This window comes from Paraburkholderia youngii, from assembly GCF_013366925.1.
GTDB classification, from domain to species: Bacteria; Pseudomonadota; Gammaproteobacteria; order Burkholderiales; family Burkholderiaceae; genus Paraburkholderia; species Paraburkholderia youngii.
In genome coordinates this window covers 3,033,792-3,060,342 of sequence record NZ_JAALDK010000001.1, presented here as the reverse complement: position 1 = coordinate 3,060,342, position 26,551 = coordinate 3,033,792, and the positions used below count along the sequence as shown (strand labels likewise).

Below are 26,551 nucleotides of genomic sequence, written 5' to 3'. Positions count from 1 at the left end.
CTGCGTTGCTTCTCTAAACCACAGCCGATAAGCGTGAGCGCTTGCGCAGCAATGCAAGCTCTGGAAAGGAGGTGATCCAGCCGCACCTTCCGATACGGCTACCTTGTTACGACTTCACCCCAGTCATGAATCCTACCGTGGTGACCGTCCTCCTTGCGGTTAGACTAGCCACTTCTGGTAAAACCCACTCCCATGGTGTGACGGGCGGTGTGTACAAGACCCGGGAACGTATTCACCGCGGCATGCTGATCCGCGATTACTAGCGATTCCAGCTTCACGCACTCGAGTTGCAGAGTGCGATCCGGACTACGATCGGTTTTCTGGGATTGGCTCCACCTCGCGGCTTGGCAACCCTCTGTTCCGACCATTGTATGACGTGTGAAGCCCTACCCATAAGGGCCATGAGGACTTGACGTCATCCCCACCTTCCTCCGGTTTGTCACCGGCAGTCTCCCTGGAGTGCTCTTGCGTAGCAACTAGGGACAAGGGTTGCGCTCGTTGCGGGACTTAACCCAACATCTCACGACACGAGCTGACGACAGCCATGCAGCACCTGTGTGATGGCTCCCTTTCGGGCACTCCCGCCTCTCAGCAGGATTCCATCCATGTCAAGGGTAGGTAAGGTTTTTCGCGTTGCATCGAATTAATCCACATCATCCACCGCTTGTGCGGGTCCCCGTCAATTCCTTTGAGTTTTAATCTTGCGACCGTACTCCCCAGGCGGTCAACTTCACGCGTTAGCTACGTTACCAAGCCAATGAAGGCCCGACAACCAGTTGACATCGTTTAGGGCGTGGACTACCAGGGTATCTAATCCTGTTTGCTCCCCACGCTTTCGTGCATGAGCGTCAGTATTGGCCCAGGGGGCTGCCTTCGCCATCGGTGTTCCTCCACATCTCTACGCATTTCACTGCTACACGTGGAATTCCACCCCCCTCTGCCATACTCCAGCGCTGCAGTCACCAATGCAGTTCCCAGGTTAAGCCCGGGGATTTCACATCGGTCTTACAGCACCGCCTGCGCACGCTTTACGCCCAGTAATTCCGATTAACGCTCGCACCCTACGTATTACCGCGGCTGCTGGCACGTAGTTAGCCGGTGCTTATTCTTCCGGTACCGTCATCCCTCACGGATATTAGCCACGAGGTTTTCTTTCCGGACAAAAGTGCTTTACAACCCGAAGGCCTTCTTCACACACGCGGCATTGCTGGATCAGGCTTGCGCCCATTGTCCAAAATTCCCCACTGCTGCCTCCCGTAGGAGTCTGGGCCGTGTCTCAGTCCCAGTGTGGCTGGTCGTCCTCTCAGACCAGCTACAGATCGTCGGCTTGGTAGGCCTTTACCCCACCAACTACCTAATCTGCCATCGGCCGCCCCTTGAGCGCGAGGTCTTGCGATCCCCCGCTTTCCTCCACAGAGCGTATGCGGTATTAATCCGGCTTTCGCCGGGCTATCCCCCACTCCAGGACACGTTCCGATGTATTACTCACCCGTTCGCCACTCGCCACCAGACCGAAGTCCGTGCTGCCGTTCGACTTGCATGTGTAAGGCATGCCGCCAGCGTTCAATCTGAGCCAGGATCAAACTCTTCAGTTCAAACCTGTTACTGTTTTCGGTTCCGCAGTTTCCTGCTTATGAACCGGTCGCTCACTCAACGTACTGACGATGATCAATCCGTCTTTCGACAGATAAAACCTTCCTCTAATACTGTGTGAGGCTTCTGATACTTTTGCCTTGCAGCAGATCCAACGGATCCGCCGCCGCATTCCGCATCAAGCGCCCACACTTATCGGCTGTTAGTTTTTAAAGATCGATCCGCCCAACCCGCAGCGCCTGAACTACCACCACCCGGCACTGCTTCGTTTGCGTCGCTGCGTCTGCAGCAGAGAAGCGAGATTATGGAGAGCGGTCGGCAACCCGTCAAGCCCCTTCTGCGAATTTCTTTTGGGGACAGCACGTGGGGATACGGCCCCTATAGATACGAAAACGGCAAGCCCCCTTGTGCAAGGACCAATGCGCCCCTATCTACGTCGTGTCCCGCGCATGCACACGGACCCCGCACCCGCGCAGTCTCACGCATGCATGCGACAACAGCGACGATGATTTGATGTGCACCCATGAGCGCGAACTCCCAAGCTCGTATATAATGCGAGCCGCGCAAAATTTCGCATGTCCATCGGCCCGCTTCGAGCGGGCTCATCTTTTTGCTCCCCAGAGCACAGCCCAACAACCGCGTTGAGTCACATCAGGTGATGCTGAGCCCTGCTCGAAACGCCTGACGGTAGCGTCTTGCGTCTCATAGCGAAGCCTCTAGAGGAAATTACGTGAACCCTTTTGATCGCGAAGATTCGCAACACGAAACCGCCGCCTTCACTGCCAAAGTTCCGTCCGGCCGTTCGGCCAAAGGCAAGGGCGCCGGCAAAGCGATCCCTGTGGCAGCCGAGCTGCCGCCGCAACAAGCCGAAGAACGCCAGCGCCTGATGCGCGCACTGATCCAGCTGGGTAAAGAGCAAGGCTATCTGACCCACGCGCAGATCAACGACCACCTGCCCGACAACTTCACCGCAACCGCCGCGATCGATAGCATCGTCAGCGCGTTCAGCGATATGGGCGTGCAAGTGTACGAGCAAGCCCCGGACGCAGAAACGCTGCTGCTCAACTCGAACTCCCCCGCCGTGGTGTCGGACGACCAGGCCGACGAGGAAACCGAAGTCGCGCTGTCGACCGTCGACTCTGAATTCGGCCGCACCACCGACCCCGTGCGTATGTACATGCGCGAAATGGGCGCGACTGAGCTGCTCACCCGCGCGGGCGAAATTGCGATCGCGAAGCGAATCGAAGACGGCCTGCACGAAATGGTGCAGGCGATCGCAGCATGCCCGCTCGCGATCTCCGCGATCCTCGCAAGCGCGCAGCAGGTTGCCGACGGCGAGTTGCGCATCGACGAACTCGTCGACGGTCTGAATGAAGAGACGGCCGCCGCGGAAGAAGTCGCGAGTGCCGATGCGGACGCCGACGAAGACAGCGATGCCGACGAAGACGGCGAAGATGAAGACAACGACGACGTCGGTCCGGCCGATTCGTCGGCGGCGGACGAAGCTCGCCTGAAGCAGCTCACGAGCGACTGCCTCGAAATCTTCGCCCAGGTCGGCATTCTGTTCGACCAGATGAACGCGTCACACACGCGCGGCGACGTAACCTCGAAGGCCTATCTGCGCGCACGCGAAGACATTCAGCAGCACCTCGCGAAGATCCGCTTCACGGCACGCACGATCGACCGTCTGTGCGGCGACGTGCAGCACCAGGTCGCGCAAGTGCGCGCGATTGAGCGCAACATCTTGCAGATCGTCGTCTCGAAGGCTGGCATGCCGCGCGAGAAGTTCATCGAGACGTTCGCGGGTAGCGAGGCCGATCTCGGCTGGACCGAGCGTGCCGCGCGCACCGGCGCGTCGACCTATGGTGCGGCGCTCGAGCGTCATCTGCCGGCCATCCAGTCCGAACAGCAGAAGCTCATCGACATCGAAGCGACGGTGTCGCTGCCGCTCAAGCATCTGAAAGAGATCAACCGCCAGATGGTTGCGGCCGAATCGAAGATGCGCAAGGCCAAGAGCGAGATGATCGAGGCGAACCTGCGTCTCGTGATCTCGATCGCGAAGAAGTACGTGAACCGCGGCATGCTGTTCCTCGACCTGATCCAGGAAGGCAACATCGGTCTGATGAAGGCCGTGGACAAGTTCGAATACCGTCGTGGCTGGAAGTTTTCGACGTATGCGACGTGGTGGGTCCGCCAGGCCGTCACGCGTTCGCTCGCCGATCAGGCCCGCACGATCCGCGTGCCGGTGCACATGATCGAAACGATCAACAAGCTGAACCGCATTTCGCGCGAGATCCTGCAGCAGACCGGCCAGGAAGCGCATCCGGCGGTGCTCGCGGAACGCATGGAGTTGTCGGAAGAGAAGGTGCGCGGGATTCTGAAGATCGCGAAGCAACCGGTATCGCTCGAAACGCCGGTCGGCGACGACGGCGATGCGACGCTGGGCGACATGATCGAAGACGCGGCCGTGTCGTCGCCGGCGGATGCCGCGATGCAGGCCGACCTGCGTGCCGCAATCGACGACGCGCTCGATTCCCTGTCGCCGCGTGAAGCGAAGGTGCTGCGCATGCGCTACGGCATCAACACGAAGTCGGATCACACGCTCGAAGAAGTGGGCAAGCAGTTCGACGTGACGCGCGAGCGGATCCGTCAGATCGAGAGCAAGGCGATGCGCAAGCTCATGCATCCGAGCCGCGCGGACCGTCTAAAGTCGTTCCTCGACCGATAAGCGTTTGCCACGCTTGCCGTGCGCGCCGCACGGCAAGTCACACACGTCGTCATACACAAGCAGCGGGATGAACCGGTCGACGGTGAGTCCCGCTGTTTGCTTTTATGCTGTACCTTCCCGGTAGCCTTACGCGCGCGAGCTCTCCGCTTCGCGTCTCCCCTGTTGTCCACAGATTTTGGGAACAAGCTTGTGGACAAGCTGCGCATGACTGCGCTAACTCATTGAGCGTACTGCGTTTCGCGCTGGCGCCTTCGATGAGTCGCGTGTCCTATCGGTTGCCGCACACCGTGCAATCCACCGCCCAACGTCGCACGCTCAACGCGAGGCCAAGCTCAAAAGGCGCCACCATGATCCAGCAGGTTCAGCATGCCCTCGCCGGTCAGCGGCGCAGCCACGGTGCTTTGCCCCAGCATGTGCGCGTCGAGGTAGCCGGAAACCTGCAGCGTGTCGGCGGCAAAGCGCATCAGCCGATGCAGTACGATCGGCGCGCCGCAGCCGAGCGTGAACACGATGATCGCAAGGTTGCCGCACTGCAAGCCGAGCAGACGCGCAACGCTGACGTTGCTGCCGAAATGCAATTGCGAGCCGAGCGACGTATTACCCATCACATGGCGCGTCAGCGCGGCGACATAGAAGCCGCGGATCAGCATCGTGCCGATCGAGAACAGCGCATAAAACAAAAACAGCGATCCGAGCGCGGCCCGCCACGGCGCCACACCCACCCCCGACACCTGGCCGACATGCATCGATGCGAGAGCGCCCTTCAGAAACACCATGAACAGCACCGCAAAAAGAGCGACCACGCCGACGAACGTAACGAGGAACAGACCGTAGACAACCCGCGCGCGCCCCTTGAAGCGAAACGCCAGGCTACCGAAGCCGCTCGCGTTGATGCGGCGCTCCGTCAGACGCATCGACGTCCACGGCAACATCTGGCCAAGCGTGACAACGCACAACAGCGCATACAGCAGCGCGCGCACACCGTAGCCGAGCGCCGAGCCGGTCATCCCGCCGCGAACACCGCACCACTGCGTGCGGCTCAGCCGATAGCGCTGCGCGCTGAAAAACGCGCCCGCCGCGAACACGACGATCAGCAGATAAAACGCGACGACAGGCAACGAACCGAGTGCCGCGCTTTTCGTCTGCATGCGCAAGACCACACTCAGCGCGCCAGCCGCGAACGTCGCGCCCAACACGACCGCGATCGCGACGAGAAAGCCCTTGAATAGCTCGCCCCCGGTGCCGGTGTACTCGAAGCGCTCGTCCTGAAAGCGCATGTGCGACCAGACATAGCGGCGGTTGTTCGTGGTCGCCCAGAAGCGGTAAATGCCGAGCGTCACGATTTGCAGCAGAAGGCTTCTGAAAAAGATGCCGTAGAGGTCGCCGAGCGTGCCGTCGTAGATCAGCAGCGGCCGCTTCTCGTCGAGTGAATTCATTGCGTTGCCCTCTTTTCTTCGTTTAACGTTTTTGTGGCCCGCTCACGCATACTCTTGCGGCACTCATATGCGGCATGCGTGGGCGAACGCGACGGGCGACGGTGCTTTCCCGTGCGAAGACCGGCTCGCGTGGTGCGAGCCCATGCAAAACCTGTCTTTCAGACACGCAGGGAATCACGCAAAACGGAAACCGACCGGCAAACACATAATTACACGGTTTCGTATCTTTATAAATGGCATTTCCGCATATAAATCGGCCACTTCCATTACGAAATTTGGCAAGGCGCGAATTTATTCAATTCGCATAATCTTGAATTAACGCGCGCAATAACGATTTCATTGGGGGCGATCATTTGACGGTCCACTCGCGAGTGCGCCCCCGCCGTGGCAATCCTGCAGCCTCGCCCGCGGCTTGCCACGGCCGACCTGATGGCGCGGCATACGCGGACGAAAACGATTGCGTATTCGCACGCAACGCAATTCACAATTAATAAGGAATGCGGTGAATTCTGCTAAATCGTCGCAATTTTTGGCATTGGAATAAAAAAACCCGGCTGCACATTAGATGCTCGCCGGGTAATCTTCCGCACTGCGCTGATTGTATTGATGCATTGCGGGTTTTATTGCCCCTCGAAGTACAGCTCGAGCGCGCGCTTCATTCGATGCACGCCGGTTTCGATCTCCTCGACCCCGGGCGCGGCAAACGACAGACGCAGCGCCGCCCTATCGACCGCGTCCTTGTAAAACGCGACGCCCGGCACGAACATCACGTTCTGTTCGATGCACATGCGCAGATAGTCGGACGCATCCCGCGCCGCATTCAGACGCGCCCACACGAACATGCCGCCGGCCGGACGATGAAACGCGATCTGCTGCGCGAGATGCGTGTCGAGCGCATCGCATAGCGCGCGGCATTTCACGGCATATGCATCGATGATGCGCGGCAGATGACGCTCCAACGCGCCGCTCGCGAGGTACTCGGCGGCGATCACCTGGGTCCACGGCGCGCTGCACAGATCGACCGTCTGCTTGGCGACCACGCAGCGCCGCACGATCTCCGCGTGCGCGACCATCCAGCCGACCCGCAAACCCGGCGCGACGATCTTCGACAGACTCGAAAAATGCACGACCCAGTCGCGCGAACCGGGCACCTGCCCGCTCAACGCGAAAAGCGAAGGCACTGCCGTGCCATCGAAACGCAGATCACCATACGGATCGTCTTCGACGATCATGAACCGATAGCGCGCCGCAAGGCTCAACAATGCGATTCGACGTTCGAGCGACAACGTCGCGCCAGTCGGATTCGCGAAGGTCGGCACTGTGTACAGCAGCTTGGGAGCGCGACGCAGCGTGCCCGATTCGAGCACTGCGGCGAGCTTCGCGACGTCGAGTCCGTGCTGATCGACGGGCACCGTGACGACGTCGGCCTGTTGCAGCTTCAGCGCCTGCAACGTGGCCGGATACGCGGGCTGCTCGATGAGCACGACGTCGCCGGGCGCCACCATCACCCGCAGCAGCAGATCGAAGCCTTGTTGCGAACCGGTCGTCACGAGCAGGTCTGTTGGCGTGCATGACGCGCCGCGCCGTGCCATCAGCTGTGCAAGCTGTTCCTTGAGGACCGCGATGCCATCGGTGGGGCCGTATTGCAGACACAGCGTCGGCTGATGCGAGGCGCGCGCGGCCGCGGCATCGAGTCCTTCACGGTCGAACAGGTCGCTCGCCGGATAGCCGCCGGCGAACGAGATCATGCCGGGCTGCGCGAGGTATTTGAACAGCTCGCGGATCGGCGAGCCGCTCGGTGCTTCGAATGCGGGATTGAATGAGAACATGATGACGGCCGCCTGCCTCTCGTGTGATATCGATTGGGATGTCGAAGACGATCGGCGTCGATTGTGGCCATCGGCGGGATCTGCGGCAAACGATATCTATGCACTACTTATTGCGTTTTCCGCATGACCCCGCATCGGGCCATATAGGGGCGCTAGCTACACCACGTTCTTCTCGATGATCGGCCGGTTTTCAAGCACACGCGCGAAGCTCAGTGAACCGAGGTCGAGCGTCGCATAGCGGCCATGCAGAATCAATTCGCTGATGCCGCGTCCGGTTGCCGGGCCTTGCTGCAAACCGTGGCCGCTGAAGCCGTTCGCGAAGATGCAGTTTTCGACATCCGGATGATGTCCAATGATCGCGTTCTGATCGAGCACGTTGTATTCGTAATAGCCGGACCAGCAGTTCTGCACGCGCAGCGCCTCGAATTGCGGCACGCGATTCGCGAGCGTCGGCCAGATCACGTCGTCGAATAGCGCGTGATCGACTTCGTCGAGCGGTAAATCGTCGGGGTCGTTATCGGCCGATGGCGACGTGCCGCAGATGTAAGAATTGCCTTCGGGCCGGAAGTACACGCCGCTCGGATCGATCAGCAGCGGGCAGCGTTCGAGCCTTGCCGGCGACGTGACGTTGAAGATACTGCGCCGCCGCGCATAGACGGGCAGGTCGATGCCGATCATCTGCGCGACCTTGCGCGACCACGCGCCGGCCGCGTTGACGACGACATCGCAAGCATAGGTCTCGCCGTCCGCGGTTCGTACCTGCGTGACACGGCTGCCGTCGCGATGCAGCGCGGTGACGTCGGCCGCGACATAGCGCGCGCCGAGCGCCTGCGCTTTCTTGCGCAGCGCCTGCACGAGACCGTAGCCGTCGAACCAGCCCTCGCCGCTTTCGCCAAAAGCGCCGGCAACGAGATCGTCGGTATTGAGCCAGGGGAAGCGCGTTTGCAAGCCATGCGTGTCGAGCAGGCTGATATCCGCGCCGAGGCTTGTTTGCAGCGCGTGATTCTCGCGCAGCGTCGCTTCACCGGCCGATGTCGCGAGAAACAGGTAGCCGCCTTCGTGCAGATCGATCGACGGCCGCGTGCCGTCGACTTCCAGCCGCTCGCCGATCGAGCGCAGAAACTCGATGCCGAACAGCGACATCTGAATGGAAAGCGGCGTAGAAAATTGCTGCCGGATCGACGCCGCCGACAAGGCCGACGACGAACGCGCATAGGTCGGATCGCGTTCGATCACCGTGACGCCGACTGTCGGATCGGACAGCCGCAAGAAATACGCAATCGAACTGCCGATCACCCCACCGCCGACGATCACGACTTTCGAACTCACGTCTTACTCCACGAGTAACGTGGCCGCTCCGGAACGCCGGGCGGCGCAAACGGATTGCTATCTGCAACGCGCGGCCGTGGCACGCCTGACGGCGGCGTCACACTTGCGCGCGTCAGTCGAGATTGAAGTCGATACCCTGCGCCAGCGGCAGCGCCGACGAGTAGTTCACGGTATTGGTCGCGCGACGCATATACGCCTTCCACGCATCCGAACCCGACTCCCGGCCGCCGCCCGTTTCCTTCTCGCCGCCAAACGCCCCGCCGATCTCCGCGCCGCTCGGACCGATGTTGACGTTGGCGATGCCGCAGTCGCTGCCCGACGCGGACAGGAAGCGCTCGGCTTCGCGCAGGTCGCTCGTGAACACGCACGACGACAGACCATGATGCGCGGCATTGTTCGCGTCGACCGCATCGGCGAAATCGGCATAGCGCAGCACGTATAGAATCGGCGCGAAAGTTTCCTTCAGCACGACCGGCGTCTGCGACGGCATCTCGACGATGGCCGGACGCACGTAGTAGCCGCCCTCATAACCCTTCACGTCGACGCGCTCGCCGCCGAACACCTTGCCGCCCTCGGCCTTGGCCTGCTGCAGCGCTTCCTGCATGCGGTCGAACGATTGACGGTCGATCAGCGGCCCCATCAGCGTGCCCTTTTCGAGCGGATTGCCGATCGGTACGCGGCTATACAGCTGCTTCAGACGCTCGACGGTCTTTTCGTACACGCTGTCGTGAACGAACAGACGCCGCAGCGTCGTGCAGCGCTGACCGGCCGTGCCGACCGCCGAGAACAGGATGCCGCGCATCGCGAGTTCATGGTCGGCCGTCTGCGCGACGATGCCCGCGTTGTTGCCGCCGAGTTCGAGCAGCGAACGGCCGAAACGCTTCGCCACTTCGACGCCGACCTTGCGCCCCATTTCCGTGCTGCCCGTCGCGCTGACGATCGACGCGCGCGGATCGGCCACGAGCTTTTCGCCGACGTCGCGGCCGCCGATGATCAGCGCCGCGAGGCCAGCCGGCGCATCGCCGAATTCCTTCAGTGCATCTTCGAGAATCTTGTTCACCGCGAGCGCCGACAGCGGCGTCTTTTCCGACGGCTTCCAGATCACCGCGTTGCCGCACACCAGCGCGAGCGCCGCATTCCACGACCACACCGCCACCGGGAAATTGAACGCGGAGATCACGACGCAGGTGCCGAGCGGATGCCACGACTCCGCCATCCGATGCCCCGGGCGCTCGGACGCGATCGTCAAACCGTACAGCTGGCGCGACAGACCGACCGCGAAATCGCAGATGTCGATCATTTCCTGCACTTCGCCCATGCCTTCCTGCAGGATCTTGCCGGTTTCCAGCGAAACGAGGCTGCCGAGCGCGTGCTTCTGTTCGCGCAGCCGATTGCCGAGCAGCCGCACCAGCTCGCCGCGGCGCGGCGCCGGCACGTTGCGCCATACGGCGAACGCGTCTTTGGCCCGGGCGAGCGCCGCGTCGACCTCAGCCGACGTCTGGCTGGCCACACGGCCGATGAGCGCGCCGGTGATCGGCGAATGAACCGCGATATCGCCGGCTTGTGCGGCGTGGGCAATGCCGAGATCGGCAAGGATGGTGGACGCGTCCATGTGAACCCCTTTAATTTCCGATGCGAAACAAGAGTAAGTTCGGAAACTATACACGCGGGTTTTTGTGGCGGCAAGGAGATGCCTGGGGAGTGAAATACCGGTTGACAAAAGGTAGCGTTGTTTCCAGAAGGAAACTTAGTCAAGCTCCGGGCGGGTGTGCGAAACCCGCGCGTCAAGCGTCAAGCATCGGTCGCGCCGTCCCCCTCCGACGCCGCCGTCAACCGGTCGACCAGCACGCGCGCAAACGGCGGCAAGTCCTGCAGACTGCGCACGCAGATCTTCAGCTTACGCTCGGCCCACGGATCGTTCAGGCCGACGATCGCGATCTGCATCGTCTTTCTGTGCCGCAGCGCGACCGATTCCGGCACGATGCCGATTCCGACACCCGCCTCGATCATCCGGCACGCGGCCTCGAAGTTGCCGACCTGAATGCGAAGTTTGAGACGCGCGCCGAGCGCATCGGCGGCACTCGTGATGAATGCGTGGATCGCACTCGACGTCGGCAGGCTGACGAAGTTCGCGTTCAGCACCTGCGAGAAATCGACCGACGCCTGCCTCGCGAACGGATGCTCGCACGACGTCACGAGCACGAGCCGATCGTCGCGATACGGCAGCATCTGCAGATGCTCGGCATGCACATTGCCCGCGACGATGCCGATATCGGTCGCGCTGTCGGCGACGCCCTTGACGATCTCGCCGCTCAGCACTTCGCGCAGATCGATGTTCACGTCCGGGTGATCGCGCAGAAAACGGCTCAGCACGGCCGGCAGGAACTCGCTTATCGCGGTCGTGTTGGCCCAGATGCGCACGTGGCCCTTGATGCCATCGCCGTACTCCTGCATATCGCCGGCCAGATGCTCGACGCGTTCGAGCACGAGCCGCGCGTGATGCACGAAGGCCTCGCCCGCGGGTGTCGGCGTCACGCCCTGGCTGGTTCGATAGAGCAGCTTGATGCCGAGCTGCTCCTCGAGATTCTTGACCCGGTTGCTGGCGGCCGGCGCCGACAGGTGCGAACGCTCCGCCGCACGCGCGAGGTTGCGCGTGTCGGCGATGTGCATGAGCAGGCGTAAATCGACGAAATCGAAGTGCATGATGAAAGCTGCTAGCGAAGCATGGGCAGGACAGACTTTCATCTTAACCAGGTGTGGTGAAAATTTAGCCGGGGAAAGATCCGAATCGACGGCCTCCCTTCATGCGCGTACGGCCTATGCCGACTCTTGCATCATCTCCGCTTGCGGTATCAGCTCGGCATCGGGCGAGATCTCTTCGAGCGTCTGCTGACTCGTTTCTATGCGCAGCGCGAGAATCGCGATGCTCAGCAACAACAGCACGCCACCGACCATCGTCAGCACACCCGTCACGCCGAACCGCGTGTAGAGCAGCAGCGCGACATACGGTGTCGACATCGACGCCGCGCGGCCGCACGTGCCGGCCACGCCGGTGCCGCGCAAGCGATGCGCGGTCGGAAACAGCTCGGGGATATAGCCGAACAGGCCGAGCGTGCAGACGGTGTAGATCGTCGTGACGAGCGCGAAGCCGACGACCGCGATCGGCACCGGCGCGCGCATCTGCACGTAGACGAAGCCGAGCACGATCGTTGCAAGCGAGAACAGCACGATGCCGTTGCGCCGCCCGAGGCGGTCCGTCACGAGATAACCGGCCACGGCACCGGCCGGCGCGCCGAACGACATCAGCAGCACGAAGCCGAGCGACTGCACGATGGTCAGGCCTTCCTTGACGAAGAACGTCGGCAGCCACGCGACGAAACCGTACAACGACATGTTGATCGCCATGCAGGTCAGCGCGGCGACCAGCGTGCGGCCGATCATGCCGCGCGCGAACAGCGCCGCGAACGGCGCGGCCGGCACCTCGTGACTGACCACGCGCGCGACCGGCGGCAGCTTGCCGACGCGCGCCTCGACCTGTCGCTCGATCGCGGCGACCGTGGCCTCCGCCTCTTCGAGCCGGCCAACCGTTTCGAGCCAGCGCGGCGACTCCGGCATCCGATGCCGCAGGAACCACACGACCATCGCGCCGACACCCGCGATCGCGAACATATAGCGCCAGCCGAGATGCGGAATCACCCAATAGCCGACCGCGGTCGCGCCGAGCAGACCGGAGTTGATGATCAGCGCGAGCAACGCGGTCCAGCGGCCGCGCGTGGCGGGTGGCACGAATTCGCACAGCGTGCCCGCGGCGACCACGAGTTCGGCGCCGAGGCCGATGCCCATGATGAAGCGCAGCAGGATCAGCCAGTAGATGTCCGGCGCGAAGCAGGCGGCGAGCGATGCGAGGCCGAAGATCGCGAGATTGGCTTGATACGAATAGCGTCGGCCGAAGCGGTCGCCGAGATAGCCCGACAGGCCCGCACCGATCATCATGCCCATGAAGGTCGCGGAGATGAAAAACGAGCCGAGGCGCAGATCGGTGAAGCCGGTTTTGACCATCGCCGCGAGCGCGCCGTTGGCGAGATAGATGTCGAAGGCGTCGAGGAAAGCGCCTGCGCCGATCAGGCCGAGGATGTTCCAGTGAAAGCGGCTGATCGGCAGGCGGTCGAGGCGTGCACCGGAGTTGATGGGGGCTGGCAAGTTGTGTCTCCTGTCTTTTTAGGCGGTGCACGGGCGAGAGGCTCGCGTGCGCGGAACAGTTCTGCGAGGCTGCCTTCGTTGGATGCGGCGGCTCGGGGCAGAGCGCTGAACGGCCGTAGCTGGATCGTGCGGGCCGTTGGCTTCAAGAGTGCGACAGGCGACGTGGGGTGGGAATTGGGTTTTTTGGAGGTGAGTGTTCCGGTTTGATTAAGGGATGAAAAAGAAGCGATTTGCATACCTGAAAGGCTGCAGCGCATCAGAGTCTGGTACTTCATTTCCAGGAATAAATTCTTCCCAAAAATCGGACTACGGCCTACTCTGTCGATGTACTCCCCCCGCATGTTGGCCGGCCATGCCCATTTCAAAGCGGCCCGATATCGAGCTTCGTAGCCGGTCGCACCGGATGATTTGAATGTGGACGTGCGTGCCGTTCAGGAGGACATACGGGGCACTCAGGTAGATTCTCGGAGGCAGAATGGTTGATGACTGGTCCTGCACGATGCGGACGATCGTCGACGAAATCGCCGCAAGCGTCGCGATCGTCGCGCGCGATGAGAGGGGGCAGCTGTTGGTCTCCGCCTGCAACGACCATTTCATGCAAATGACGGGCGGCAAGCGCAACAGCATCAAATCGTTCCCGGCGTCATTCGACACGCTGATTCCCAATTACGCACGAACCGAATTCCGTCAGAAGCTCAGCGAATGCTTTGAATCCGGCGTCGCCCGCGAACTCGAGCAGGCTTATGACCTGAGAGACGGAACCCACTGGTGGCGCCTGTCGTTGAAGCCGCTGCGGCACAACAGAGGCGCGAACTCGGTGATCGAAATCATGGTGACGGGTCTCGAGATCACCGCAAAGATGGAGTTGATGCACGAGCTGGAAGTCAGCACGTCGCGTTTCCGCTCGGTGGTGGATGCCGCCTATGACGCGATCATTACGATCGACCAGCAGCACTGCATCACTCTCTTCAATCGCGCTGCGGAAAACCTTTTCGGCTATTCGGTCGAGGAGATGGTGGGGCACCCCATCACGGAACTGCTGCCCGAGCGCTATCGCGCCAATCACTCCCAGTACGTCCATCAGTTCGCCCGCTCGCCGGTGCGCTCGCGGCAAATGGACGAGCGCAACCGCATCTATGGGCTGCATCGCGACGGCTCGCTGCTGCCCGTCGAAATCGCGATCTCGAAGATCAACGTGGGCGGCCTGATCGAATTCACCGCCGTGATTCGCGACATCGCCGATCGCGTCCAATTGATGGATCTGCTGCAGAAGCAGGCCGTGACCGACGAGCTGACCGGCCTGCCCAACCGAAGGGAATTCGCGGACACGGTCGAGAACCTGCTGGGGTCGGACAGCAAGCTTTCGATCTTTCTCCTCGATATCGATTACTTCAAGAAGATCAACGACAGTTACGGACACGACATTGGCGACGAAGTGCTGCGCGTGATGGCCAAAGTCGTCATGAACGCCGATTGGCGCATCGGCGTGTTTGCCCGCTGGGGCGGCGAGGAGTTCGTCGCCGCGCTGCCGGGCCTTGATATCGAACAGGCGACGAGCGTGGCCGAAGACTTGCGCCAGACGATCGAACAGCAGAACTTCGAGCATCCGTGGCGGCTCGGCAAGCCGATTCCATTTACGGTCAGCATCGGCGTGACCGAGCGCCTGCCTGGTGAGGATGACGTCGACGCCATCGTCAAGCGCGCGGACCTGGCGCTGTATCGCGCCAAGGACAGAGGGCGGAACCGCGTGGAGGTTGGTTAATGCAGGCCGTGTGAGTAACGGCCGCTCACGAGTGAGCGTTTGCCAACTCGACGACGAACTCCAGAAAGGCACGCGTCTTCGCCGGAACGTGATGGCGTGACGGGTAGCAGGCGTACAGCGGATAGCGCTCGTCAGGCCAGTCGGGAAAGAGATTGATCAGCCGCCCTTCGGCAATCAGTTGCTCGGCACCGAAAAGAAGCATCTGCGCGACACCGGAGCCAGCGAGGCACGCATTCAGTAGCGCGCCAGGATCGTTCACCGTCAATCGCCCGCGCGGTGCAATCACAGTTTTCTTGCGTTTGCGATGGAACTCCCAGGGGAACGGCTTGCCTGTCTCCGAATTGCGGAATTCCAGGCAACGGTGACCCGGGCCTTCGAGATCTTCCGGCTTTGCCGGGCGCCCGCGTCGTGCGATGTACGACGGTGCGGCGACCGTGACCACGGCCGTGTCGAGCAGCTTGCGTGCGACGAGAGACGATGTCCTCGGCTCGCCGAACCGCAGCGCGAGATCAAAGCCCTCGAGAACGAGATCGCCCAGATGGTCGCGCGCGATGAACTCGATTTCGAGCTCAGGATGCGCGTCCATGAACTGGTCGAGGCGTTGCCCGAGTATCGCCCGGTAACACACCGGATCGAGGTTGACGCGCAGCTTTCCCCGCACCGCCGATGCGCCGCCAGCCGCGGCCACGGCGGCTTCCTCCAGCCCTGCGAGGTGCGGCATGACCTGCTCGTAAAAACGGCGGCCCTCGTCCGTCAGGGATACGGACCGCGTAGTTCGATTGAAGAGCCGGATCTTCAATCTCTTTTCCAGCCTTGCAATCGCCCGGCTCACACCAGGCGGCGACATTCCGATCACTTCCGACGCAGCCGCGAACGTACCGGCGTCGACTACCGCCGCAAACACGCTGATGCCGCTCGAAAAATTTTCGATCCTCGATTTCATGGTCGCGCGATTCAAAGCAGGTGACTGAGCTGGCATTATCGCCGGCCCAAGCCCCGTCGCGCCATTTATCCGGCTGTCCGGTTCCGCGCGGCCACTTCTCCACCGTCGGCCCGAGTGACGGTGTCGCTGCGATCCGTCCTCGTATTGATGAACCATGCGGAAACCGAAGCCAGCAAGAAGCAGCCGACGAAAAGATGGAACACGACATTGAAGTCGTTATTCGTGCTGGTCAGGATGTAACCGACGATCAGCGGGGAAAGAAATCCTGCCAGCTGACCCGCTGCATTGACAAAGCCGATTGCCGATCCGACGACCTTGTTCGGCAGCGCGACGTTCGGGATCGTGTACAACGAACAGCCGGCCATGGTCGAGAAGAAATAGCCGATCGTCTGATAGAACACCGCCGTTTCCGCGGTCTCCGCATGGGCCGTCAGATAGGCAAAGATGGCGGCCACGATGCAGCCGAGGACGACAAGCAATTCGCGACGATTGCGGAAGAACTTGTCGGAGAGAAAGCCCGTGATGCAATAGGCAATCGTGCCGACGAGAAATGGCACCGACGCCATAATGCCCATTTTGGCCGTCGAGAGGCCGCGCGCTTTCAGCAGGTACGTCGGGAACCAGCTCATGATTCCCCACGAGGCGATGCTGAATACGAACAAGGTAACAAAGCACCACCAGACCAGCGGCGTTTTCAACAGTCCAGCAAAATCCGCTTTGCCGGCGGACGCAGACGAAGCCTTTTCGCTGGTGCCGATTTCCTCTAATTCGATATTCGAAACGTGCTTGCTATCCTTCGGGCTGTTTCTAATATAGATCCAGCCGAATATCGCCATCGCGATACCGGGAATGAACAGACTCGTGAAAATCGCGCGCCATCCCCACACTGCCATCACGGCCGCCACGAACAGCGGAGCCAGTGCGGGTCCCAGCGCATTCGTGGTCATCATCAGCCCGGTCGCCCGGCCCAATTCGCGCTTCGGGAACCATGCCGACAGCGCCTTGAACGCGGCCGGAGGAAAGAGCGCTTCGCCGACGCCGAATGCGACCCGCACCACCAGCATCAAGCCGAGCGAATTGCACAGTCCGGTAAGCGCGGTGAAAATCGTCCACCACGTGATGCCGATCGTCGTCATCAACCGCGGGCCGAATCTGTCTGCCAGCAGGCCGGCCGGGATCTGACATAGCGCGTAGCTGAAGAAGAACGCACTGAGGATTCCTCCCATTTCCATCGCCGACAGATGAAACTCGGACGCAATAAATGGAATAGCCGCCGCCATGATCATTCTGTCCATATAACAGAGCAGATAGATCGCGAACAGAATCAGCAGCACGAGATAGCGATGTCTCCAACGAAAGCGCATGAAGTCTTCCTTATTATTAAGCGACAGCGGTGAAGCGAAATTCGAGCTCTAGCCGGTCAGTTGGCGATATGAGAACGACTTGAAGTCGGCAGGTTCGCGAAAACCGAGCATGTCATTGACGGTGATACCAGCGAAAGCCCCCGTGAAGCCGATTGGGGTGGCATATTCATCGCTGAGTTTCGTGAAATCCTTTGCCAGTCCGAGGTCCTTCCAGTCACCGTGTGCCACGCGATAGAAGAAGCTCAGTTTTGCGTCTACGACGCGAATCCGCAGGTCGATCCCGGTGGACTCGGGCAGCGTCGCCAGTCGATTGCTATAGGCGAAGCTGCCCGCATCCATTTCCATGTAGGACAGGATTTTCGTGCCGTCGTCGTCGCGCGTGACGAACAGGTAGTAAAAGGTGTTTTCGTCGTAACGCGCCATGAGCCCAGCCATGTGCAGATATGACTTGGGCGAAAATTCCAGCGCCGTTTCGACCTCGAACTGCCAGTCACGGATTCGACAGGCCAGCATGCTTTGATGGAAGCGCGAGGTTGGTGACTCTTGTCCCCTTATCCGCAGATAGCCTGGACGGTCGTGAAGATTGCACCAGTCGTCGCTAATGGGAATGCGCAGACTCTGCAGTTCCAGCGGCAGCGCGGCGCATTGTCCGAAATCGATCGCCCAACTGCTGTCGAGCCTTTGCTCGATCTCCGAGTCGATCGCAAAAGATTCGGCGGGGACCACTCCGCCAGTGGCGAGGTGGGGCCAGCCGGCATGCCATTCGATCGGGGCGATGCAGGTCTCGCGGCCTAGCGGCGAGCGCCTCGTTTGCGCATCGATTGGTCTCGATCCGAGGTACGTCATGTACCACCGGCCATTCGGACCTTCGACCAGATTGCCGTGGCCGGTCCGCTGGATCCGTCCATTCGCGTCGCGCGACGTGAGCATCGGCGTGTCAGGATGAAACTCGTATGGACCGAAGATATCGCGGGACCTGGATACGCAGGTTGCATGCGTATAGCCTGTGCCGCCCTCCGCCGTGATCAGGTAGTACCAGTCCCCCCTCTTCAATAAATGGGGAGCCTCGTATATCTGACATTTCATGAAGTAATCGGTCTTCAGGTTGGCGCCTTTGTAAATGACGCGCTCTTCACCGATCAGCTTTTCCTCCTGCACCGAGTATTCCCGCAGAACGATTCCGACGAAAAGATCTTCGTGGATTCCTCTGAAGTCGCGCCGGATATAAGCGAGCCACTTTCTGCCGGATTCGTCGTGGAACAGGGATGGATCGTATCCACCGGAGACAAGATGGACGGGCTCCGACCAGGGTCCGGCAATGTCCGGGGCGGTCACGAGGTAGTTGTGCATGTCGCGCAGCGGGGAAATCTTCTGTTCGCCTTTCCATGCCTTGGTGTCGGTATACACGAGCCAGTAAAGACCGTCGTGATAGGACAGGGCTGGCGCCCATATGCCTCCGGACGGCTGCTCTCCGATCAGGTTCAATTGCGACAACCTGTCCAGAGGCGTGGCCTTGAGTTCCCAATTGACGAAGTCTTTCGATTCGTAAATGAGAACGCCCGGATACCATTCAAACGTTGAAACTGCGATATACCACGCATCCTTGCCACGGCATATACAAGGGTCCGGGTTGAAGCCGCGCAGAACTGGATTTTGAATAGTACTCATCGGGAAGATATTTTTCTGACGTGCTGAAAGGAACAGATCTTTTTGCTTTTCGGCGAATATTGTTACCGCTAACAATCCAATCTAGCATGTGACCTGCTAACTATTCAAGTGCGATGATGGGAGGGTATTCCCTTGGGCGAGGTGCTTACTGGTACGTCGTCCGAATGACCAGCAGGCGATGTAGGAATCCTGCTATGAGGGCACGACGAAAACGGCGTTGTCAGAAGCTCTCGGAGTTGCCCAAAACTCTCCGCGCCCGCAGGACCACCGGCATATCGACCATCTTTCCATCCACGGCGACTGCCCCGCCATGGCTCGCCTCGACAGCCGCAAGCACGCGTCGCGCCCACTCCACCTCGGCGTCACTCCATGCATATGCGCGGTGCACCGCCTCGATCTGCTTCGGATGAATGCAAAGCTTGCCGCCGAAACCAAACCGCCGCCCGCGCCGTGCATCGGCTTGCACCGCATCAGCATCGGTAATGGCCGTCGATACGCCGTCCACCGGCGCACCGATGCCGGCCAACCTCGACGCAAGCACGATCTGCGAGCGAAACAGATGCAACTCCTCGCCATCCCCATCGATGCCGAGATCGACCTGAAAATCCAGCGTACCGAACACGATACGCAGCACGCGCGGCGCGCCGCATAACTCCGCAAGATTCGCGAACCCGCACGCAGTCTCGACAATCGGCAGTACGCTTAACGCCGGATGCGCGTTCGCCAGCACCGCGCAGATCTGTTCGCGCGTCTCAGCCTTCGGCAGCACGATTCCGGCGACGCCGCTCTGACAAACGAGCGCAGCAACGTCATCTGAAAACCAACGCGTATCCGAGCCATTGATACGCACCCACACGGCCCGCGAGGCGTTAGCCGATACCGCAGCCACCACCGCCGCGCGCGCCGGCACTTTCTGATCCGGCTGCACCGCGTCTTCCAGATCGAGAATCACCGCATCCGCGCCGGCCGCATAGGCCTTGTCAAACCGCTCAGGCCGATTCCCAGGCACGAACAGATACGACCGGGGCAGCGCGCTCATGCCGCCACCTTCGTGCGCGCAGTTGCATCGAATACCGCGCCAATCTGCGCCATTTCGGCAACACCCCACGCCCGGCGAAGCAGTTGCGCCGCTTCCTCTTCACTAGCCGCACCCGAGAATGCCGCTAGCCGATGCAGCTTCATCGCAATCTCGTCGCGCGACAACGTGTTCCCTGGATCGCCCTTCGGCTCATCGACACGCCCATCGAAAACACGGCCGTCGGTCGTGGTCACCGTGACCTTGCCTATCCAGCGCGCGGGATAGGCGGCGTCGACTTCAGCGTCGAGCGTCATCGTGACCTTGTCGCGAAACACAAGGATCTCGCTCGCGTCGAAACCCTGCTCGAATTCGGTCATGCCCGCATAGCCGTGATGCGCGACGAGCCCAAGCACCGTACCCATGTTGAACTTCGCCTGATGCACGGTACGCGGCGCGATCACGGGACCGAGCACATCGATCGCGCCTTGATGCACGTGCGCGACGACCTTCGCGATGTCGCGCGGCGCGAGACGATGCGCCCGCACCACAGCGAGCAGCGCATCGGCGGCGGGATGCGTATGGCGGCACGCCGCGTGATATTTGAACGACGTCTCCGCGGTCGCCCAGCGGCTGCCAAGGCGATCGACGAGGCGAGCCGGATCGGCATCGCTCGACATGCCCGCGGCCATGCCCTGCGCGCCTTCGAGAATGTGCGTCGCACCCTTGAAGCCGTCGGCGGCGAGTTGCGCGGCCATCAGGCCGTTCGCGGCGGCCATCGCGGTGTGCAGTTGCTTCGAGTCGGCGGCGTCGCGCAGAAATTCCCACAAGCCGCTAGCCTGTGTGCCCGCCGAGCCGAACGCATCGAGCATCTGCGACGGCGCCAAGCCCAGCAATCGTCCTGCAGTTGCCGCCGCCGCGAGCGTGCCGACCGTGCCCGTGGTGTGAAACACCTTGTAGTGCGAGCGCCCGAGAAATTCGCCGATGCGAATGCCGACCTCGTATCCCGCCACGGCCGCCGTGATGAAGTCGCGCCCCGACGCTCGCTTTGCCTGTGTCAACGCGAGCGCAACCGGAAACACCACGGTCGCAGGATGAAACACCGAGCCATTGTGCACGTCGTCCTGTTCGGCGAAATGCGATGCCGCGCCGTTGATCATCGTGGCGAAATACGGCGTCGTGCGGCCGCGATCGATCAGTACCTCGCAGAGGCCCTCGTTCGTCGCACCGGCCGCTGCGCGCGCAAACCGAGCGATCGTCTCGACCGGGCGTGCGCCTTTGCCTGCAAGCGCCGAGCCGAGCCAATCGACGTACAGGTTGACGGTCCGCTCGACGACCTCGTTCGGGATACTGTCGAAGTCGAGTTGCGCAGCGAAAGTGGCGAGCGTGAGACTGGGATGGTCGTTCATGAGTGTCGTGCGCCGTGTGATGCCAGGTTGCATCGGGTTCGTTCGGAATACCGGCTTGTCATCCCGCATCACATGCATGCGGGCGCGAACCGAAACAGGCCTACTGAATCAGATCGTGCCGGCCGCGCGCAGCGCGTCGATGCGCGCATTGTCGTAACCAAGCTCGCGCAGAATTGATTCGGTGTGTTGACCAAGCGTAGGTACAGGGTCCATCCGAGGCTCGATGTCGGAAGGCAAACCCGGAGGCCGCAATGCCGGTATCGTGCCCGCTGCCGTGCCGACTTCCTGCCAGCGCTCGCGTGCCTTCAGTTGCGGATGCGCCCACACGTCCGCGAGCGTATTCATCTGCGCGTTCGCTATGCCTGCCTGATCGAGTCGCTCGATCACCTGCGCGGCGCTCAGCTTCGCGAACGCCGCGACGATCACCTCGCGCAATGCATTGCGCGCCGCGGTGCGTTTCGAGTTCGATGCGAAGCGTTCGTCCGTTGTCAGCTCAGGCTGGTGGAGCACGCGCTCGCAGAACAGCTTCCATTCGCGTTCGTTCTGCAGGCCGAGCATGACCGTCTTGCCGTCGCCAGCGCGAAACGGGCCATAAGGATAGATCGTTGCATGCGCGGCGCCCGCGAGCGCAGGCTGCGACTGACCGTCGATCGCGTAGTAGAGCGGATAACCCATCCACTCGACCATGCTCTCGAGCATCGACACGTCGATACGGCAACCGCGCCCCGTGCGTCCCCGCTGCAACAGCGCGCTCAGGATGTTCGAATAAGCGTACATGCCCGCCGCGATATCCGCGATCGAGCAGCCCGCCTTCGCTGGCGCGCCAGGAGAGCCGGTGATCGACAAAAAGCCGGACTCGCTTTGAATCAGCAGGTCGTACGCCTTCTTGTCGCGATACGGACCGTCCGCGCCGTAGCCGGAAATATCGCAGACGATCAGCTTCGGATACTTCTGGTTCAGCGTGTCGTAGCCGAGGCCGAGCCGTTCGGCCGCACCCGGTGCGAGGTTCTGCACGAGCACGTCGGCATCGGCAACCAATGCGTCGAGAATCTCCGCCGCCGCGGGCTGCTTCAGGTCGAGCGAAAGACTTTCTTTCGAGCGATTGGTCCACACGAAGTGCGACGACAGCCCATGCACGCGTTCGTCATAGTCGCGCGCGAAATCGCCGACGCCGGGCCGTTCGATCTTGATCACGCGCGCGCCGAGATCGGCCAGTTGACGCGTGCAGAACGGCGCGGCGATCGCGTGTTCGAGCGTGATGACCTTGATACCGTCGAGTGGTCTCATGATGTCCGCCAGCGGGTCAGAACGAACGCGGCAGCCCGAGGATATGCTCGGCCACGTACGAGAGAATCAGATTGGTCGAGACGGGTGCGACCTGATACAGACGCGTTTCGCGAAACTTGCGCTCGACGTCGTATTCGCACGCGAAGCCGAAACCGCCGTGAAATTGCAGGCACGCATTGGCCGCTTCCCACGACGCGTCCGCAGCGAGCAGCTTCGCCATGTTCGCTTGCGCGCCGCACGGTTGATGCGCGTCGAAACGACGTGCCGCTTCGAAGCGCATCAGGCTCGCTGCCTCGACGTTGATGAACGAACGCGCGATCGGAAACTGCACGCCCTGGTTCTGTCCTATCGGCCTGCCGAACACGACGCGCTCCTTCGCGTACTCGGTGACTTTGTCGACGAACCAGTAACCGTCGCCGATGCACTCCGCGGCGATCAGCGTGCGCTCCGCGTTGAGGCCATCGAGAATGTATTTGAAGCCTTGCCCTTCCTCGCCGATCAGATTCTCGGCCGGGATTTCGAGGTTGTCGAAAAAGAGTTCGTTGGTCTCGTGATTGACCATGTTCAAAATGGGCTGCACGGTCAGGCCATGACCGATCGCTTCGCGCAGATCGACGATGAAGATCGACATGCCCTCCGATTTCTTCTTCACGTCCGCGAGCGGCGTGGTGCGCGCGAGCAGGATCATCAGGTCCGAGTGCTGCACGCGCGAGATCCACACCTTCTGACCGTTGATCACGTAACGGTCACCGCGCCGTCCGGCGGTGGTCTTGATCTTCGTCGTATCGGTGCCGGTGCTCGGTTCGGTCACGCCCATCGATTGCAGACGCAAGTCGCCGTTCGCGATCTTCGGCAGATACTTTCGCTTCTGTTCTTCCGAACCGTGCCGCAACAGCGTGCCCATGTTGTACATCTGCCCGTGGCACGCGCCCGAGTTGCCGCCCGCGCGATTGATCTCTTCCATGATCACCGATGCTTCCGTGAGCCCGAGCCCCGAGCCGCCGAAGTCCTGCGGAATCAGCGCGGCGAGCCACCCGGCCTTCGTCAGCGCGTCGACGAACTCTTCCGGATAGCCGCGCGCCTCGTCGATCTTGCGAAAGTACTCGCCGGAAAACTGCTGACACAGATCGCGCACGGCCTCTCGAATGTCCTGGAACGAATCGTGTTGCGTGGTTTGCATAATCGAGTCCCGTGGAAGTCAGGCGAGCGCGGCGGTCGCGCGCATGGTCAGATAACCTTCGTGGTCCTTCGCCCACAGGTCGATCGTCTTGCCGTCGGCGGCGGGCTTGCCGCATACCGTGAACGGCTGATCCGCGAAGGTCGGGCGAAGCGCGCGAAACGCGAAACTTTGCAGCGTCGCTTGCGGCAGTTCGCGGCGCACGAGATCGACGAGCAGCGTCGCGATCAGCGGGCCATGCACGACGAGGCCCGGATAGCCTTCGACTTGCGTGACATAGGGATGGTCGTAGTGAATGCGATGGCCGTTGAAAGTCAGCGCCGAGTAGCGGAACAGCATCACGGCATCGGCGTCGATCGTGCGGCGCCACGTTTCGCCTTCGGGTGCGGGCGCCGGCTGTTGCGGCCGCGCTCCCTCCTGCGGCGCGTCGCGATAGACGATGTCGTGCTCCTCTTCCAGCTTCAACTCGCCATCGACTTCGATCGTATGTTGCACGGTGACGAAGACGAGGCGGCCCGAGCGGCCGGTCTTGTCCTCGATGTTGGCGATCGTCGACGTGCGCCGCGCATGTTCACCGGTCTTCAGCGGCGCATGAAACGTGAGTCGGCCACCCGCCCACATACGGCGCGGCAATGGCACGGGTGGCAGAAAACCGCCACGCTTCGGATGTCCATCGGGACCGACTTCGGATAGCGGTGCGACCGGCAGAAAGTACAGCCAGTGCCACAACGGCGGCACGGTGTCGCCGCTTTCCTCGCGATCGAGCGTGGCGGCGAGCGCCGCTAACGGAAACGCGGTGATGTCGTCTTCGGCCACCGCCTCCTTGTTGAGCCAATCGTCGAGCTTCTGTGGGGCAGCGGACATGGCGGAGTCTCCTGGTTTAGTGTGTTGGTCCTCGTTAGGGCCCACTATGACCGACGCGCTGTGTGCCGCGAAGTTCGATTTTCCGAAGCGGGCCTTTGGCTTTAGTTAAGACGTTAGGCCTAGCGCGCGGCGCTGACAATCTGTTTTCGGCGCGATCCGATGTGGCCTCGCCTGGTCGCATTTGCGTGCCGCAACGATGCTCCTTCACCTGCTTCGTTATTTGAGCCCGAGCCGTTTGGCCAGCCGATTCAGATTCGCCCGGTCCAACCCTAGCTCGCGCGCGACCGCCGCCCAGTTTTGCCTATTGCGGATCAGCGCTTCGAGAACGAGATTGCGTTCGAACTCGGTGACCGCGCTGCGAAAGTCTTTCGTCTCGCTTTCCTCGCTCTGCGTGGCTGTTTGATTGGCTTCTTGATTCTGTGCGTCGGTCAACGCGAAGTCCGCGGCCGTCAACGTCAGAATACGGCGGCGCTCACGACTGGCCGCCAACGCCTTCAGCGCACTGCGTCCGATCAGATGCTCGAGTTCGCGCACATTGCCGGGCCATGAGTAGTGCAGCAACGCGGCCTGCGCGTCGGCCGCAAGACGCAGACTCAGCAAACCGAGCCGCGAGCGATTGTCTTCGAGGAAGAAGCCCGCCAGCAGTAGCACGTCGCGGCCGCGCTCGCGCAACGGCGGCACGCGCAGCGGATACACGCTGAGGCGATGATAGAGGTCGGCGCGAAAGCGGCCCGCGCGCACTTCTTCGGCGAGATCGCGATTGGTCGCGGCGATCAGCCGCACGTCGACTCTGTGTTCGTGATCCGAGCCGATGCGCTGCAACTGGCCGTTCTGCAGCACGCGCAACAGTTTCGCCTGCATCGCGAGCGGCAACTCACCGACCTCGTCGAGGAAAATGGTGCCGCCGTCGGCGAGTTCGAACTTGCCGCGCCGATCCGCCGACGCCCCCGAAAACGCGCCGCGCACGTGCCCGAACAGCTCGCTCTCGACGAGCGTATCGGGCAATGCCGCACAGTTCAGGCTGATCAGCGGCTTGTTCGCGCGCGGCGACAGCGCGTGGATCGCGTTCGCGACCAGCTCCTTGCCGACGCCGGTCTCGCCGGTGACGAGCACGGTCAGATCGCTGGCGGCCACCACCTCGATCTCCTTCACCATACGGCGGTGCGCATCGCTGCTGCCGATCAGCTCGCGCCGGCTCTCGCTGCTCGCTAGCCGATAAGCTTCCGCGCGACGCTGCGCCTCTTCGCCATTGCGCGCCAACGCGTCGATGCGTTCGACGACGCTGACGGTCGCAGCCGCGAGGCCAAGAAATGCTTGCAGCGAAGCCATGTCGAGCGTGTTGAAGCGCGCCGGGTCGAGTGCGTCGAGCGTGAGCAACCCCCAAGGCTCGCCGCGGATGAACAGCGGACACCCCAGACAGTCGTGCACTTCGAGATGCCCAGCTGCCATGCCTTGCACGAGGCCATCGTAGGGGTCGGGTAGATCGGAGTCAGCCGCGAAGCGCGTCGGCCCTGGCTGGGCCAGCAGCTCCTGAAAGCGCGGATGCTCGGCGACGCGAAAACGCCGACCGAGCGTATCGCTGCTCAAGCCGTCGATCGCGAGCGGCACCAGCGTATCGCCTTCCAGGCGCAGCAATGCGGCCGCGTCGCCAGGAAACAGCGAGCGCAGCGCGCTGAGCAGCCGCCGATAACGCTCGCGCTCGGACAGCTCGCGCGACAGGTCGAGAATCAGCGGGGTAAGAACGTCGAGGACCGCCTCGGTAGTCAGATCGACTGCGGGTCGAGTCTTTTCGACTAGTGTCGAATGAACCATCTTATTTGCCAGATCGTTGATCTGAATGCATTTTATACCTGGCACGATTTGTGGATAGTAGAGGCAGTCTGCCGAAACCGGCTGTGACACTCGCTGATAGACAGACGCTCACACAGACTCTCATCAGGACTTGAA

17 protein-coding genes and 1 rRNA gene are annotated in these 26,551 nt (G+C 61.6%); 2 read left to right on the top strand and 16 right to left on the bottom strand.

What is annotated here, in order from left to right; genetic code table 11:
- Nucleotides 1–64 precede the first annotated feature (64 nt).
- Nucleotides 65–1,595 (bottom strand): 16S ribosomal RNA (locus G5S42_RS14095).
- Nucleotides 1,596–2,323: 728 nt separating this feature from the next.
- Between G5S42_RS14095 and rpoD the strand changes: the two genes are divergently transcribed.
- Nucleotides 2,324–4,321: an RNA polymerase sigma factor RpoD gene (rpoD, locus tag G5S42_RS14090; RefSeq protein WP_176107285.1), complete on the top strand. Its 1,998-nt coding sequence runs from the start codon at nucleotides 2,324–2,326 to the stop codon at nucleotides 4,319–4,321.
- 332 nt (nucleotides 4,322–4,653) lie between these two features.
- On the opposite strand, the gene G5S42_RS14085 is transcribed toward rpoD, so the two are convergent.
- From G5S42_RS14085 to G5S42_RS14060, 6 genes are all read right to left on the bottom strand, one after another.
- The gene (locus G5S42_RS14085) at nucleotides 4,654–5,757 is read right to left on the bottom strand and encodes a YjgN family protein (RefSeq protein ID WP_176107284.1); all 1,104 of its coding nucleotides are present in this window, start codon (nucleotides 5,755–5,757) and stop codon (nucleotides 4,654–4,656) included.
- Between the two features lie 620 nt (nucleotides 5,758–6,377).
- Nucleotides 6,378–7,586, bottom strand: coding sequence for an aminotransferase-like domain-containing protein (locus G5S42_RS14080; protein ID WP_176107283.1), 1,209 nt, complete (start codon nucleotides 7,584–7,586; stop codon nucleotides 6,378–6,380).
- 156 nt (nucleotides 7,587–7,742) lie between these two features.
- Nucleotides 7,743–8,915, bottom strand: a complete 1,173-nt coding sequence (locus G5S42_RS14075; RefSeq protein WP_176107282.1) for an NAD(P)/FAD-dependent oxidoreductase — start codon at nucleotides 8,913–8,915, stop codon at nucleotides 7,743–7,745.
- A gap of 112 nt (nucleotides 8,916–9,027) precedes the next feature.
- Nucleotides 9,028–10,527, bottom strand: a complete 1,500-nt coding sequence (gene amaB / locus G5S42_RS14070; protein ID WP_176107281.1) for an L-piperidine-6-carboxylate dehydrogenase — start codon at nucleotides 10,525–10,527, stop codon at nucleotides 9,028–9,030.
- A 179-nt stretch (nucleotides 10,528–10,706) separates the two neighbouring features.
- On the bottom strand, nucleotides 10,707–11,618 hold the full coding sequence (locus G5S42_RS14065) for a LysR family transcriptional regulator (protein ID WP_176107280.1): 912 nt from the start codon (nucleotides 11,616–11,618) through the stop codon (nucleotides 10,707–10,709).
- A gap of 114 nt (nucleotides 11,619–11,732) precedes the next feature.
- A complete protein-coding gene (locus G5S42_RS14060; protein WP_176107279.1) occupies nucleotides 11,733–13,115 on the bottom strand; it encodes an MFS transporter in 1,383 nt (460 codons plus the stop codon).
- Nucleotides 13,116–13,590: 475 nt separating this feature from the next.
- Between G5S42_RS14060 and G5S42_RS14055 the strand changes: the two genes are divergently transcribed.
- The gene (locus G5S42_RS14055; protein WP_176107278.1) at nucleotides 13,591–14,877 is read left to right on the top strand and encodes a sensor domain-containing diguanylate cyclase; all 1,287 of its coding nucleotides are present in this window, start codon (nucleotides 13,591–13,593) and stop codon (nucleotides 14,875–14,877) included.
- A gap of 25 nt (nucleotides 14,878–14,902) precedes the next feature.
- On the opposite strand, the gene G5S42_RS14050 is transcribed toward G5S42_RS14055, so the two are convergent.
- The 9 genes from G5S42_RS14050 to norR all read right to left on the bottom strand — a co-directional run bounded on the left by G5S42_RS14050 (nucleotide 14,903) and on the right by norR (nucleotide 26,416).
- Nucleotides 14,903–15,820 carry a LysR family transcriptional regulator gene (locus tag G5S42_RS14050; RefSeq protein WP_176107277.1) on the bottom strand — a complete coding sequence of 306 codons (918 nt, stop codon included), beginning with the start codon at nucleotides 15,818–15,820 and terminating at the stop codon, nucleotides 14,903–14,905.
- A 65-nt stretch (nucleotides 15,821–15,885) separates the two neighbouring features.
- The gene (locus G5S42_RS14045) at nucleotides 15,886–17,184 is read right to left on the bottom strand and encodes an MFS transporter (RefSeq protein WP_176107276.1); all 1,299 of its coding nucleotides are present in this window, start codon (nucleotides 17,182–17,184) and stop codon (nucleotides 15,886–15,888) included.
- A gap of 48 nt (nucleotides 17,185–17,232) precedes the next feature.
- A complete protein-coding gene (locus G5S42_RS14040) occupies nucleotides 17,233–18,927 on the bottom strand; it encodes a glycoside hydrolase family 43 protein (RefSeq protein ID WP_246391987.1) in 1,695 nt (564 codons plus the stop codon).
- Between the two features lie 145 nt (nucleotides 18,928–19,072).
- Nucleotides 19,073–19,891 carry an HpcH/HpaI aldolase/citrate lyase family protein gene (locus G5S42_RS14035; protein WP_176107275.1) on the bottom strand — a complete coding sequence of 273 codons (819 nt, stop codon included), beginning with the start codon at nucleotides 19,889–19,891 and terminating at the stop codon, nucleotides 19,073–19,075.
- On the bottom strand, nucleotides 19,888–21,276 hold the full coding sequence (locus tag G5S42_RS14030) for an MmgE/PrpD family protein (protein WP_176107274.1): 1,389 nt from the start codon (nucleotides 21,274–21,276) through the stop codon (nucleotides 19,888–19,890). The genes G5S42_RS14035 and G5S42_RS14030 overlap by 4 nt, the downstream gene beginning before the upstream one ends.
- A 108-nt stretch (nucleotides 21,277–21,384) precedes the next feature.
- Entirely contained in the window at nucleotides 21,385–22,563 is a 1,179-nt protein-coding gene (locus G5S42_RS14025; RefSeq protein WP_176107273.1) for a CaiB/BaiF CoA transferase family protein, read from the bottom strand.
- A gap of 16 nt (nucleotides 22,564–22,579) precedes the next feature.
- Entirely contained in the window at nucleotides 22,580–23,743 is a 1,164-nt protein-coding gene (locus tag G5S42_RS14020) for an acyl-CoA dehydrogenase family protein (RefSeq protein ID WP_176107272.1), read from the bottom strand.
- Between the two features lie 18 nt (nucleotides 23,744–23,761).
- Nucleotides 23,762–24,604 carry an HTD2 family dehydratase gene (locus tag G5S42_RS14015; protein ID WP_176107271.1) on the bottom strand — a complete coding sequence of 281 codons (843 nt, stop codon included), beginning with the start codon at nucleotides 24,602–24,604 and terminating at the stop codon, nucleotides 23,762–23,764.
- Between the two features lie 216 nt (nucleotides 24,605–24,820).
- A complete protein-coding gene (gene norR / locus G5S42_RS14010; protein ID WP_176107270.1) occupies nucleotides 24,821–26,416 on the bottom strand; it encodes a nitric oxide reductase transcriptional regulator NorR in 1,596 nt (531 codons plus the stop codon).
- Nucleotides 26,417–26,551 lie beyond the last annotated feature (135 nt).

Bases quoted from the DNA above. Each gene is read 5' to 3' on its own strand.
- norR (WP_176107270.1), bottom strand. From the start codon at position 26,416: ATGGTTCATTCGACACTAGTCGAAAAGACTCGACCCGCAGTCGATCTG.
- G5S42_RS14025 (WP_176107273.1), bottom strand. From the start codon at position 22,563: ATGAGACCACTCGACGGTATCAAGGTCATCACGCTCGAACACGCGATC.
- G5S42_RS14020 (WP_176107272.1), bottom strand. From the start codon at position 23,743: ATGCAAACCACGCAACACGATTCGTTCCAGGACATTCGAGAGGCCGTG.
- G5S42_RS14045 (WP_176107276.1), bottom strand. From the start codon at position 17,184: ATGCGCTTTCGTTGGAGACATCGCTATCTCGTGCTGCTGATTCTGTTC.
- G5S42_RS14030 (WP_176107274.1), bottom strand. From the start codon at position 21,276: ATGAACGACCATCCCAGTCTCACGCTCGCCACTTTCGCTGCGCAACTC.
- G5S42_RS14080 (WP_176107283.1), bottom strand. From the start codon at position 7,586: ATGTTCTCATTCAATCCCGCATTCGAAGCACCGAGCGGCTCGCCGATC.
- G5S42_RS14065 (WP_176107280.1), bottom strand. From the start codon at position 11,618: ATGCACTTCGATTTCGTCGATTTACGCCTGCTCATGCACATCGCCGAC.
- G5S42_RS14055 (WP_176107278.1), top strand. From the start codon at position 13,591: ATGGTTGATGACTGGTCCTGCACGATGCGGACGATCGTCGACGAAATC.
- G5S42_RS14085 (WP_176107284.1), bottom strand. From the start codon at position 5,757: ATGAATTCACTCGACGAGAAGCGGCCGCTGCTGATCTACGACGGCACG.
- amaB (WP_176107281.1), bottom strand. From the start codon at position 10,527: ATGGACGCGTCCACCATCCTTGCCGATCTCGGCATTGCCCACGCCGCA.
- G5S42_RS14035 (WP_176107275.1), bottom strand. From the start codon at position 19,891: ATGAGCGCGCTGCCCCGGTCGTATCTGTTCGTGCCTGGGAATCGGCCT.
- G5S42_RS14015 (WP_176107271.1), bottom strand. From the start codon at position 24,604: ATGTCCGCTGCCCCACAGAAGCTCGACGATTGGCTCAACAAGGAGGCG.
- G5S42_RS14050 (WP_176107277.1), bottom strand. From the start codon at position 15,820: ATGAAATCGAGGATCGAAAATTTTTCGAGCGGCATCAGCGTGTTTGCG.